Source organism: Streptomyces sp. NBC_01808 (assembly GCF_035917395.1).
In the GTDB taxonomy this organism is placed as follows: domain Bacteria; phylum Actinomycetota; class Actinomycetes; order Streptomycetales; family Streptomycetaceae; genus Streptomyces.
Window position 1 is genome coordinate 1,443,041 of the sequence record NZ_CP109072.1, and the last position, 12,193, is coordinate 1,455,233.

The 12,193-nt window shown below is 75.4% G+C and carries 12 protein-coding genes; 4 read left to right on the plus strand and 8 right to left on the minus strand.

What is annotated here, in order from left to right; translation table 11 throughout:
• Positions 1–36: 36 nt before the first annotated feature.
• The 6 genes from OG946_RS05970 to OG946_RS05995 form a co-directional block, all read right to left on the minus strand.
• A complete protein-coding gene (locus OG946_RS05970; RefSeq protein ID WP_326795102.1) occupies positions 37–948 on the minus strand; it encodes an ADP-ribosylglycohydrolase family protein in 912 nt (303 codons plus the stop codon).
• A 59-nt stretch (positions 949–1,007) separates the two neighbouring features.
• Positions 1,008–1,679: a response regulator transcription factor gene (locus OG946_RS05975; RefSeq protein WP_326795103.1), complete on the minus strand. Its 672-nt coding sequence runs from the start codon at positions 1,677–1,679 to the stop codon at positions 1,008–1,010.
• Positions 1,676–3,016: a sensor histidine kinase gene (locus OG946_RS05980; protein WP_326795104.1), complete on the minus strand. Its 1,341-nt coding sequence runs from the start codon at positions 3,014–3,016 to the stop codon at positions 1,676–1,678. Before OG946_RS05980 ends, OG946_RS05975 begins: the two co-directional genes overlap by 4 nt.
• Positions 3,017–3,027: 11 nt before the next feature.
• Positions 3,028–4,161: an acyltransferase family protein gene (locus tag OG946_RS05985; RefSeq protein WP_326795105.1), complete on the minus strand. Its 1,134-nt coding sequence runs from the start codon at positions 4,159–4,161 to the stop codon at positions 3,028–3,030.
• A complete protein-coding gene (locus tag OG946_RS05990; RefSeq protein WP_326800156.1) occupies positions 4,154–5,176 on the minus strand; it encodes an alpha/beta hydrolase in 1,023 nt (340 codons plus the stop codon). The genes OG946_RS05985 and OG946_RS05990 overlap by 8 nt, the downstream gene beginning before the upstream one ends.
• Before the next feature lie 382 nt (positions 5,177–5,558).
• A complete protein-coding gene (locus OG946_RS05995; RefSeq protein WP_326795106.1) occupies positions 5,559–6,323 on the minus strand; it encodes a class I SAM-dependent methyltransferase in 765 nt (254 codons plus the stop codon).
• A 111-nt stretch (positions 6,324–6,434) separates the two neighbouring features.
• Here OG946_RS05995 and OG946_RS06000 point away from each other — a divergent pair, with 111 nt between their 5' ends.
• Positions 6,435–7,025 (plus strand): 2'-5' RNA ligase family protein, encoded by a 591-nt coding sequence (locus OG946_RS06000; RefSeq protein WP_326795107.1) that lies wholly within the window; start codon positions 6,435–6,437, stop codon positions 7,023–7,025.
• 47 nt (positions 7,026–7,072) lie between these two features.
• A complete protein-coding gene (locus OG946_RS06005) occupies positions 7,073–8,353 on the plus strand; it encodes an IS701 family transposase (protein WP_442814244.1) in 1,281 nt (426 codons plus the stop codon).
• Between the two features lie 151 nt (positions 8,354–8,504).
• On the opposite strand, the gene OG946_RS06010 is transcribed toward OG946_RS06005, so the two are convergent.
• Positions 8,505–8,906, minus strand: a complete 402-nt coding sequence (locus OG946_RS06010; RefSeq protein WP_326795108.1) for a winged helix-turn-helix transcriptional regulator — start codon at positions 8,904–8,906, stop codon at positions 8,505–8,507.
• A 97-nt stretch (positions 8,907–9,003) separates the two neighbouring features.
• On the opposite strand from OG946_RS06010, the gene OG946_RS06015 reads away from it, so the two are divergent.
• The gene (locus OG946_RS06015; protein ID WP_326795109.1) at positions 9,004–9,654 is read left to right on the plus strand and encodes an NAD(P)-dependent oxidoreductase; all 651 of its coding nucleotides are present in this window, start codon (positions 9,004–9,006) and stop codon (positions 9,652–9,654) included.
• 54 nt (positions 9,655–9,708) lie between these two features.
• Here OG946_RS06015 and OG946_RS06020 read toward each other — a convergent pair whose 3' ends face one another.
• Positions 9,709–10,710 carry a GlxA family transcriptional regulator gene (locus tag OG946_RS06020; RefSeq protein ID WP_326795110.1) on the minus strand — a complete coding sequence of 334 codons (1,002 nt, stop codon included), beginning with the start codon at positions 10,708–10,710 and terminating at the stop codon, positions 9,709–9,711.
• Positions 10,711–10,781: 71 nt separating this feature from the next.
• Here OG946_RS06020 and OG946_RS06025 point away from each other — a divergent pair, with 71 nt between their 5' ends.
• Complete coding sequence (locus tag OG946_RS06025; protein ID WP_326795111.1) at positions 10,782–12,185, plus strand: APC family permease; 1,404 nt, start codon at positions 10,782–10,784, stop codon at positions 12,183–12,185.
• Positions 12,186–12,193 lie beyond the last annotated feature (8 nt).

Here is a 12,193-nt window from a genome sequence, read left to right on the forward strand (position 1 = left end):
GCCCGACGGGGGCGCCGGCGGGCCCCGTAACCGGTGCTACTCCGGCACGACCGGGGGCAGCGGTTCGCGGGCCGCGTGCCAGGCGGAGGGGAGGGCGGCGACGCCCGTACGGGCAGCGATCACGCCGCCCGCCATGGCGCAGGTGGTGTCGATGTCGCCGCGCCCGGCGACCGTGAACCACAGGCCCTCGTGCAGGTCGTCGAGGTGCCCCGCCGCGCACCACAGGGCGTAGGGGACGGTGTCCGGCCCGGACATCCGGTAGCCGGAGCCCAGGACCTCCGCGGCATGCCGGACCGAGGTGCTCTCCGGCATCCGGGCCGCGATCCGCACTCCCGATCGCACGTCGCTTTCCGGGAGCCGTTCCGCGACCGCCCGGAGGAAGTCCGGCCGGGCCGGGGCGTGCCCGCCCCGGCTGCGGGTCGACAGCGCCGCGGCGAGGGCGACCGCCACCGCCCCCGCGACCGCCTCCGGGTGGTGGTGCGAGACGGCGCCCTGGCGGGCGGCCTGCTCGGCGACCGCGTCGAGGTCGGCGGCGTGCCAGGCGCCGAGCGGGGCGGCGCGCATGGCCGCGCCGTTGCCCCAGGAACCCAGGCCGCCGAACTGTCCGGCGACCACCTCCCGCCAGGGCTCGCCCGCGCCGATCCGGCGGAGCACGTCGTGCATCGAGGCCCCGTAGCCGCGGTGCGTGTCGTCGGCGTACGCGGCCGCCAGGCGCAGGGCGAGGCGGTCCTGGTCGACGGTACCGCCGCCCTCGGCGAGTTCCCGTACGAGAACGAGCGCCTGGGCGGTGTCGTCGCTCCACCGCCACACCTCTTCCGGGGGCGGCGTCCGCGCCTCCAGGGCCGCCGGTCCTTCCCGGCGCAGGATGCCGAACCAGCGGTCGCCGAAGGCGTCACCGAAGGCGAGCCCGTGCAGCGAATCCAGCACGGCGGCAGGCAGGTTGATCACCGGGGCAGTATCGCAGCGAGACGGCGCCCTTCTCCTCGGATTTTCGCCGGGGTACGGTCCTAGCGGCCCGTGGGGCGGATGAGGCCCGTTTCGTAGGCGAAGACCGCCGCCTGGGTGCGGTCGCGCAGGGACAGTTTGGTGAGGATGCGGCCCACGTGGGTCTTCACCGTCTGCTCCGCCACCACCAGCCGCTCGGCGATCTCCGCGTTCGACAGCCCCTGCGCGATCAGGCTCAGGACCTCCGTCTCGCGATCCGTCAGGCCGCCGACGCGGTCCTTGAGCGGGGTGCGCGGGGTGCGGGTCAGGCGGGCGAACTCGGTGATGAGGCGGCGCGTCACCGCGGGGGCGAGCAGGGCGTCGCCGGTGGCGACGACCCGTACGGCGTGGGCCAGTTCCGCGGCCGAGGCGTCCTTCAGGAGGAAGCCGGACGCGCCCGCGCGCAGCGCCTCGTACACGTACTCGTCGAGGTCGAAGGTCGTCAGGATCAGCACCCGGACGGCGGCGGACGGCGGCTCCGTGAGGCGGCGGGTGGCCTCGATGCCGCCGAGACCGGGCATCCGGATGTCCATCAGCACGACGTCCGGGCGCAGTTCTGCGGTCTTCGCGACGGCGTCGGCGCCGTCCACCGCCTGGCCGACGACCTCGATGCCGGGCTCGGCGTCGAGCAGCACGGTGAAGCCCTGGCGCACCATGACCTGGTCGTCGGCGATCAGCACGCGGATGTTCGTCACGGGGCGTCCTCAGGTGTGGCGGGTACGGCAGGGGTGGCACGGGCCACCGGCAGTATCGCGGTGACCTCGTAGCCGCCGTCGGGGGTGGTGCCGGTGGCCAGTTCGCCGCCCAGCATCGCGGCGCGCTCCCGCATCCCGAGCAGCCCGTGCCCCGCCCCCGCCCAGGGCGGCGCGGCGCGCTCGGGCGCGGTGTTGGTGACGCGGACCGTGAGCCCCGCCGGGTGGTAGCCGATCTCGACCAGGGCGCGGGCCCCGGGCGCGTGCCGGGCCACGTTGCTGAGCGCTTCCTGCACGATGCGGTACGCGGACAGCTCGATGCCCGGCGGCAGCGCGTACGGCCCGCCGGTGGTCCGGGTGTCGGCGTCGACCCCCGCGCGGCGTACGGCGGCGGCGAGTTCGCCGAGGCGGTCGAGGGTGGGCTGCGGGGCGTGGCGCACGTCGTGGGGGTGCAGGGCGGCCGCGCCCGGCGACGGGTCGTCGGCGCGGAGCACGCCCAGCACCCGGCGCAGTTCGGTCAGCGCCTCGACGGCGCTCGCGCGGATCCCCGCCAGGTTCTCCTTCAGCTCCGCCGGCGGGTCCCGCACGAGGTGCGGCGCGACCTGCGCCTGGATGGAGATCACCGACATGTGGTGTGCGACCACGTCGTGCAGTTCGCGCGCGATCCTGGTGCGCTCCTGGAGCAGCACGCGCCGGGCGCGCTCCTCCGCGGTCAGCTCCTCCTGCGCCGCCAGTTCGGTACGGGCCACCCGGCGCCCGCGCAGCGCGACGCCGGCACCGACGGGGAGGGTGAGGACCAGGACGGCGAACGGCACGCCCTCCGTATCGCCGAGGAAGCCGTAGCCGAGGCCGACCAGCACGCTGATCACCAGCGTCTCGACCGCGACCCGCGGCCGGCACCGCAGCGCCACCGCGAACAGCACCGTGGCCTGGAGCACGAGCCCGGTGCCGGTCCACGGGAACATCGCGCCCGAATCCGAGCCGGAGGAGACGATCGCGTACCGCGCGACCACCACCATGGCCACCGTCATGATCCACCACGCGAGCACCGGCCGGACCAGCGCGATCAGAAACGCCGCCGTCTGCAGCGCGGTGAGCAGGGCGGCGATGCGCATGCCCATGCCGTAGCCGAAGGCGTACTGGTTGGTGGCGGCGATCTGCAGCGCCGCCAGCCCCAGCACGACCGGCACGACCAGCGCCGGCAGCCACTCGCGCAGCCGGGAGCGCTCGGCGGTGACAGCCGGTGCCGTACTAGGCGGCGGGCTGACGGCCGTCGTCCACAGGTCCGCGCGCAGCACCCGCAGGGCCGTGCGAAGCCACGCGGCAGCTCGCTGTGCCATCGTCCCCTCCTTCACTCGCCCCACCCTAGGTACCTCGCCTGCCGGGTCCGGCCCCTCTCGTACGTTTGGAAAGCGGCCCGGCACACCAGCAGCACCGCCGCGAACAGCGGCAGCCACAGCAGCCGGGCAGCCACCCAGCCGCCCCCGTCCGGCAGCGTGTGCAGCCCCGGCAGCGCCCCGCCCGCCAGCAGGCCGAGAGCCGAGACCGCCATCATCGCCGTCTGGTGCCAGAGGAAGACCGTCATCGCCGACAGATTGAGCAGCGCCACCGCCGCCCACGCGGCCGGCCGCCGCAGCGCCCGGCGCAGCGGCCCGAGCAGCAGCAGCGCGGCGCCGCACTGGGCGAGGCCGAAGGTCACGGCGGCGAGGGTCGGCGGATCGAGGTTGGAGACCGCGGCACCGGGCACGCCGACCATGGCGGCGGGGTAGCCGGCGGCCAGCACCAGCCCCGCCGTCGCCGCGGCGCCGCCGCCGCCGAGCAGGACGCACGCCGTCCGCCGCCCCGGCAGGCCGCGGCGGGCGCCGCGCGCGCCCAGGGCGTACGGGACGAGCCACCCCGCGGCGACGTTCACCCACCCCAGCGCGGCGGGCCCGTCGAACCGCAGCCGCCACAGGTCGACGCAGCCGGTCACGGCCAGCGGCCAGAGCGGGTGCAGCCGGGCGGCCAGCGGGGTCGCGGCGGTCAGCACGGCGAACACCAGCAGGAACCACAGCGGCGACAGCGCCAGCTTGCCGAGGGCCCGTACGGTCACGTACCCGGCGCCCGACGCCAGCAGCACGCCGAGGACCGCCGCCCACACCGCGAGCACGGCGGCGACGGGCCGGAAGAGCCGGTCGAGCCGCGCGCGGAGCCAGCGGGCGTGGGGGGTACGGGCGGCGCGGGCGGAGGCGTGGCCGCGGGCGGCCACGTAGCCGCCGACGAAGAAGAAGACGGCGAGGGTCTGCAGGGCCCAGGAGACGGGTGCCAGTGCGGGCATGTAGTGCAGCGGGCTGGCGGCGCGCAGGGTGCCGCTGTCGACGACGAGGGCGGTGACCAGCCAGTGCCCGAGCACGACGCCGAGGATGGCGAGGGCCCGGAGGGCGTCGATCCCGCGGTCGCGGGTGGCGGGGGTGGCGGCGTCGATACGGAGGAGGACGTCACGCATGGGCGCGGCCGTGGGTCTGGAGAGCGGGGGCTTGGGCGTACGGGAAGGGCGAGCGTGGCCTCTGCGGGCGCGCCGCGCCCGGACGTGCGCAGGCTGCCTCCCCCTTCACGATCCCGGCCATGCTCCGCAGCGGTACGGAGCCGGGAGTCAGATAGTCGCTGTGGCCGCCCGCGCCCGCGGGGAAGGAGCAGGCGCCGAAGGCGGGAGAGACCGGGTCCCGGCCGAAGCCGAGGGTCGTCACGAGCAGCGGGATCCGTACGTGCGGCACCTCGCCCACCCAGTCGTCCGCGCCCCGGCCCGCCCACACCGTGGCGGGCGTGCGCAGGTCGGCGGCGGTGTCCGCGCCGACCCCCGGGCTGGCGTACAGCACGATGTCCGCGAGCCGCAGCCCGGCGGCCGCGCGGCCGCAGACCACCGAGCCGTACGAGTGGCAGAGCAGCGAGATCCGGGCGCCCGGGCGGGCGGCGGTCAGCGAGCGGACGAAGTCGCGGAGCCGGGGTGCGGCGGCCTCGGCGCGGTCGGCGGTCAGCGACTCGGGGCTGACCGTGCTCGGCGTCGCGTAGCCGAGCCAGGCGACGACGGCGCCCGGCCCGTCGCCTGTCGCGTCCGCGCGCAGTTCGCCGCGCAGTGCCTCGGCGCCGGCGCGGAAGCGCCCGTACGCGTCGAGGCCGGTGTCGGAACCCGGGACGAGGACGGCGATCCGCCCGGCGTGCGCCAGGTCGCCGAACACCTCGGCGCTGCGCCCGCCGTCGCGGCCGTCGAACGAGACGAACCGCCGCCCGGGCGCCGCCATGGCGCGCAGCGAGCCGGCGCGCCGCCGGTCGCCGTGGGCGGCGGCCATCCGCGCGGCGGCGCGGATGCCGTCGCGGTTGGCGGCATACCGCTGCGCGAGGGCGGCGGGAGTGGCGGCGCCCACGTCGAACGGCACGTCCGGCACCGGCGCCGGCACGGCGGCGGGCCGCGCCGCGGCGGCCACGGGCAACGCCACGGAGGCGGCGACCACCGCGGCCAGCAGCGCCCGCCGCAACCGCGCGCCGCGGGGGCGACCCGCGGTGCGCGGGGACCCAGCGTCGGAAGCACCGCGTCCGCGAGACCGGGAGCCGAAGAGCCGGGCGCCGGGGCGGCCCCCGGCCCGCGGCCGGCCCTCCGGCCGCCCCGCGCCGCGGTCACCCGCGCCCCGCGGCCGACCCCCGCGGACTACTGACCGCCGTCTCAACCCCGCACCGCGCACGTCCGGTTCGCAAGGTCGGGGCCGTGCCATAGCGGGTCCTCTCACCGGGGTGTGATCCGGTGAGAAAGCTATGAACCAGCGGGCCTCGTCGGCGTCCCGCCGGAGAGCCCACCTGGCGGGTAGCTCTCAGGTATGACGGGTACGGGCAGCGCGCGGGCGTCCCCGCTCAGCCCCGCAGCACCGCCCGGTCGACCAGCGTGACCAGCGGCACCTCGAACTCCGCGCGCTGCGTTTCAGGCCGCGCCGCCAGGTAGCCCCGTACCCGCGCGAGCAACTGCGCCCGCTCGTCCTCCGGGAGCAGCAGCAGCCGCGAGTGGGTGGCGACCATCGCGGTCAGCGAATCGCGCGTGTACCGCAGCCGGTTGGGGAAGCGCTGCCGCTGCACCGGCTCGTACCGCTCGTGGGCCGGCACCTCCACCTCGTCCGCCAGGTCGGCGAAGCACGCCTCGCCGCGCGTGACCTCGTCGAGGCCGATGATCCAGTCCACCTCGCGGTCGCCCCCGTTCCACAGCCCGGCGACCACACCGCCCGGCCGCAGCACCCGGGCGATCTCCGGCAGCGCCCGCTCCGGGTCGAACCAGTGGAACGCCTGCCCCACCAGCACCGCGTCCACCGAGGCGGCCGGCAGCGGGATCCGTTCCGCCGTCCCCTCGTGCGCCGGCACGTCCGGCAGCGCGCGCTGCAACTCCGCCCGCATCGCCGCGTCCGGCTCGACGGCCGTGGTCGGCACGCCCTCCGCGACCAGCGCGGCGGTCAGCTTGCCGGTGCCGGCCGCGAGGTCGAGGACGTGCAGTCCTTCGCGGTCCGCGACCGGTGCCAGGGCCCAACGGACCGCGGCCGCGGGGTAGTCGGGGCGGAACTCGGCGTAGGCCGCGGCCTGGCCGCCGAAGGAGGAGGCGCGCCGCCGGTGCAGCTCGTGGTCCGTAGTCATGATCGGTACGGTACGCCGTGCGCGAAGACGCCGGGCAGACGTTTTCCACGCGCCGCCCCGGCACCGGAACCGCCCCGGGAGCCCCGGGCGCCACGGCCGTACGATCCCCCCATGCCACGCGCGCGCACCGAATCCGAAGGGGACGCCGAAGCCGAGGGCTGGCCCACCGCACCCGGCACGACCGCGCTCAGCGTGTCGCTGCCCGAGGTGGATCCCGTCGTACGGAACTGGCGCGCCCGCTACGACACCGCCGCCGCCCACGGCGGCACCGCCCACGTCACCGTCCTCTACCCGTTCCTCCGCCGCGACCGCGTCGACGCGCCCGTACGCACCGCGCTGCGGCGGCTGTTCGCCGCCCACGAGCCGTTCCCGGTGACGTTCACGCGCTGCGCCCGCTTCCCCGGGGTGCTGTACCTCGTCCCCGAGCCGGACGACCCGCTGCGGGCGCTGACGAAGGCGGTCGTCGAGGAGTGGCCGGACCATCCGCCGTACGGCGGCCTCTTCGGCGACCTCGACCCGCACCTGACCGTCGCCAACAGCGGCGGCGACGCGGTGCACGCGGCGATCGAGGCGGACCTCGCGCCCCGGCTGCCGGCCGCGGCGCGGGTACGGGCGGTGGACCTGGTGGCGTACGACGGGCGGCGGTGGCGGGAGTGGCTGCGCTTCCCGCTGGGCGGGCAGCAGGCGGGGCACAGCGGCTAGTACTACAGGGCTAGATCTTGATCATGGGGTTGGGAGAGACTTCGTCCATGGCAGCGACGCAAGCCCGTGATCAAGATCTCCCGCAAGGCGCGGTAACCCGTGCTGAATTAGCCGTGTGGAAGCGCGAGTTCACTGCGCTGCGCGAGCGGATCAGTCCGCTGTTCTACCGCCCTGAATCCCGCGAGCACGCCCACCAGTACCTGCGTGGGCTCCTTTCGCCGCTCCAGCGGAAGAACGGCTGGACCATTGCCGAGTTCGCTGGCGCCAAGGAACCCAAGGCGCTCCAGCGGTTCTTGAATCTCACCCCCTGGAGCGCGGACCTGCTGCGGGACCTGACCCGCGACTACGCCATGGAACATTTCGCGGACCCCCGGGGCGTGCTCATCGCCGATCCCACCGGATTCGCCAAGAAAGGGAGGAAGTCGGCCGGGGTCCAGCGCCAGTACTCCGGCTCCCTCGGGCGTATCGATAACTGCCAGATCGGGACATTCCTGGCCTACGCAAACCGCAGCGGCGACCGCGTCCTGATCGATCGGGAGCTGTATTTGCCGCAGGAGTCCTGGTGCGCTGACTTCGAGCGCCGCCGCGAGGCGGGAATCGATGACGAGGTGGTCTTCCGTACCCGTCCGCAGCAGGTCCAGGCCATGATCGAGCGCGCGGTGGCGGCTGGGGTGCCGTTCTCGTGGTTCACGGCGGACGAGGAGTTCGGTCAGAACCGCGGGCTGCGCAGATTCCTGGAAGAAGGCGGCACCGCGTACTGCATGGCCGTTCCGAAGTCCACCGACATCAACACCGGGGGCGTCACCACCAACCCTGATTGCCCGACCCGCTTGGACGTCCTGGCGGCCGGCTTGCGGCCGGGGGACTTCACGCGCCGCGCCTGCGGTATCGGCGCGAAGGGGTTTCGGACCTACGACTGGGCCGTGATCGCCGGGCGCGAGAGACACCTGTATGTGATCCGGCGCAACATCGACAACGGAGAGATCTCCTACTTCCACTGCCACAACCCGCGCCAGGAATCGCTGTCGGAATTGGTCGCGGTCATCGGACTGCGCTGGCCGGTCGAGGAGTGCTTTGAGGCCGCGAAACAGCAGGCCGGGCTGGACAACTACCAGGTGCGCAAGTACGACGCCTGGTATCGCCACATCACCATGTCCATGCTGGCGTTGGCATTCTTGGCGGCGATGGCGCGGGTCGCGAAAAAAGGGCTCCGCAAGACCGGACGAGCCCAGGAGGCCACGAGTGCACGCACGCCGACTCGCAGCCTTGACCATCGCCGAGGTTCGACGGTTGTTCAACTTGATCGGTTCCGCTCGCACCCTGGTTGACCTCGGGCTTCGCTGGTCGATCTGGCGTCGTGAGCATCAGGCCGAAGCTCGTCGCCATCATTTTCGGAGGCGATTGCCACTCCAGATGATCAAAATCTAGCCCTGTAGTACTAGGGGCGTATGCCGAGGACGTACGGGACCGCCCCGATGCTCAAGCCCCGGCGGCCCCCGAAGCCCCCGCGGTCTCCTCCCGCCGCTCGTACGCCTCCCTGGCGTCCAGCAGTTCGTCCCAGTGCTCCGCCGCCCACGCGCACGCCGCCCGCAGCGGCTCCAGCATGCTCCGCCCCAGCGGCGTCAGCGCGTACTCCACCCGCTGCGGCGGCCCCTCGTACACCGTCCGCGCCACCAGCCCGTCGCGCTCCAGCGACCGCAGCGACCGCGTCATCATCTTGGGCGTCACCCGCCGCAGCGGCACGCGGAGTTCCGAGAAGCGGCGCGGCCCGTCCTCCAGGCACGCGAGGACCAGGCCGCCCCACTTGTCGCCGAAGCGGAACGGCAGCACCGACGACGGGCACAGCTCGTCGAACATGTCGGGGCGCAACGGCTCGCTCATCCCGCCAGCGTAGGCGGCGCTCCCGGTATCCCGGAGGAAACCGGGGGCCCGGTTAGCGTGCGGCGGACGACGACGGCCGAGCAGTGGGAGGCAGCCGATGGGCAGGATCGTGGTGTACGGGGCGGGCGGCAGGGCCGGCCGCCGGGCGGTGGCGGAGGCGCGGCGGCGCGGGCACGAGGTGGTGGCCGTGGTGCGGGACCCGGCGAAGCACGCGGGCGTCGCGGGCGAGGGCATACGGCTGGTGGCCGGCGACGCGGCGGACGTGGAGGCGGTGGCCGCCACGGCGGCCGGCTGCACCGCGGCGATCGCCGCGGCGGCGGTGTACGGGGAGGGCACGGACCCGGACGCCTTCTTCCGCGCCTCGGCGAAGGCGCTGGTGGCCGGTCTCGGCCGGGCGGAGGTGCCGAGGCTGGTGCTGGTCGGCCTCGCGGCGCTGCTGCCGGACGCGACGGGCCGCCGGATGCTCGACGATCCAGCGTCCCCGGCGGAGTTCCGCCCCTTCTGCGAGGCGCACGCGGCGGGCCTGGACATCCTCCGTACGGCGCCGCCCGAGTTGGACTGGCTCTACGTCAGTCCCGCCGGCGACTTCGACCACGACGCCGGCCGCACGGAGGGCGGCTACCGCGTCCACCCCCACGGCGACGCCGGGGCACGCATCTCGTACCCGGACTTCGCGGTCGCCCTGCTGGACGAGGCGGAGTCGCCCCGCCACAGCCGCACGCACCTGGCGGTGACCGGGGCCCACTGACGGGCCGCGGGCCGGGCCGTCCCGGTCACCGCGCTCCCGGGCCCCGCGCTCCCGTCACCGCGCCCGGTCGCGGAACACGTGCCGGTACGTCCGCGGCGACACCCCCGTCTGCCGGGCGAACTGGTGCCGCAGGTTCGCCGCGCTCCCCAGCCCCGCGCGCCGCGCCACCGCCTCCACCGGCACGTCCGTGGTCTCCAGCAGCTCCTGGGCCAGCCGGACCCGTTCCTGCAGCAGCCACTGCAGCGGCGTGACGCCGAGGGTGTCGCGGAACCGGCGGGCGAAGGTCCGCTCGGCGAGGTGCGCGGTGCGGGCGAGCGCGGCCACGGTCAGCGGTTCGTGGAGCCGGGCGCGGGCCCAGTCGAGTACGGGTGCCAGCCCGTGGTCGGGCGCCGCGGGGCGGGCCGGGGCCGGCGGCAGCTTGGCGTACTGGGCCTGGCCGCCCTCGCGGTGCGGGGGTACGACCATGCGCCGGGCGACCTCGTTGGCGACGGCGGCGCCGTGGTCGCGGCGGACGAGGTGGAGGCAGAGGTCGACGGCGGCGCCGGTGCCGGCGGAGGTGAAGACGGGGCCGTCCTCGCAGTACAGGGCGTCGGCTTCGACGCGGACGGCGGGGAAGCGGTGGGTGAAGTCGGCGGCGTTCATCCAGTGCGTCGTCGCGCGACGCCCGTCCAGCACGCCGGCCGCCGCCGGTACGTACGCGCCCGCGCACAGCGTGACGATCCGCTTTCCCGCCTCGTACGCCTTCCGCACCGCGGCGACGAGGCCGGGCGGCGGGTCGAGCTGGAGGCTGCGGGTCAGCCCGGGGATGAGCACGGTGTCGGCCTCCGCCAGGTCGGCGAGACCGTACGGGCTCTGCAGGAGCAGCCCGGGGGCGGTGGTCAGCGGCCCGGGCTGGGCGGCGCACAGGCGCAGCTCGTACCAGGGGTCGACGAGGTCGCTCCGGTCGAGGCCGAAGACCTCGCAGGGGACGGCGAGTTCGTAGGCGGGTACGCCGTCCGTGATGGCGACCCCGACGACGTGGCGGGGAACCGGAGGCTTGGGCGGCGGTGTAGGCATGGCAGGAATTTAGCGCAGGGAGGCATTTCTGCCCATGGCCGCGCGGGGTGCGGACGGGCGAGGCTCCGGTCATGGCCGACACGACCAGCGGCGCCGCCCCCGCGGCCGGCGCCGAGCCGCCGCATGCCGCTGCGCCGGTACGCCCGGGGCGTACCCCGGGACGCCCGGCGGGCCGCGGCCCGCATCCCGCGTCTCAGGGCCGTGCGCACTCCCCCGGCGGCCTCACCGCGGTGCAGGGCACCGCGATGTACGTCGGCGCCGTCCTCGGCACCGGCGTCATCACCCTGCCCGCGCTCGCCGCCGACACCGCGGGCCCCGCCTCCCTCGTCGCGTGGGCCGCGCTCGTCCTGGTCTCCGTGCCGCTGGCCGCCACCTTCGCCGCCCTCGGCGCCCGCCACCCGGACTCCGGCGGTGTCTCGACGTACGCCAGGCTCGCCTTCGGCGAGCGCGCCGCGACGGTCGTCGGCTGGTGCTTCTTCCTCGCGATACCGCCCGGCGCCGCGGCCGCCGCGCTCTTCGGCGGCGCGTACGTCTCCGCCGCCGTGGGCGGCGGCACGGCGACCACCATCGCGACCGCGGCCGGGCTGATGGCCGCCGTCACGGCCGCCAACGCCGCGGGGCTGAAGGTGACCGGCCGGCTGCAACTGGCGCTCGCGGTGCTGCTCGTCGTCCTGCTGCTGACCGCGGTGCTGCTGTCGCTCCCCCATGCCCGTGCGGACCATCTGCGGCCCTTCGCGCCGCACGGCTGGACCGCCGTCGCGCCGGCCGCGGCGCTGCTGGTGTGGAGCTTCGCGGGCTGGGAGGCGATCACGCACCTGGCGGGCGAGTTCCGCCGGCCGGCCCGCGACCTGCCGCGTGCGACGGGCGCGGCCGTCGCGCTGGTCGGCGTGCTGTACCTGTCCGTCGCCTTCGCCGTCGTCGCGGTGCTCGGCCCGGCCGCGGCGGACTCGGACGCGCCGCTCGGCGACCTCATGGTCCGCGGCCTCGGCGGTCCCGCCCGCCATCTGGCCGCGGGCGCCGCGCTGCTCCTCACCCTCGGCGTCATGAACGTCTACTACGCGGGCGCCGCCAAGCTCGGCGCCGCCCTCGGCCGCGACGGCGCGCTGCCGGCGAAGCTGGCGCGGGGCAGCGAGGCCGGGGAGGTGCCGCGGCGCAGCCTGGCGGTGATCTCGGCGCTGGCGTTCGCGGCGCTGGCCGCGGTGACGCTGACGGACACCGGCACGAAGCCGCTGGTGCTGCTGACCACGGGCTCGTTCACCACGGTGTACGCGGTGGGCGTGGCCGCCGCGTTCCGGCTGCTGCCGCGCGGCAGCGGAGGGCGGAAGGCGGCGGTGCCGGCGCTGGTCGCGGTCGCGGCGCTGCTGGTGGCCTCGGGGCCGTACCTGCTGTGGCCGCTGGCGGTGACGGCGGCGGCCTGGCTCTACACAAGACGCCGCCGGCCGGCGACGGGGGCCGGTCCGCCGGCACACAGGTAAGGACCGGG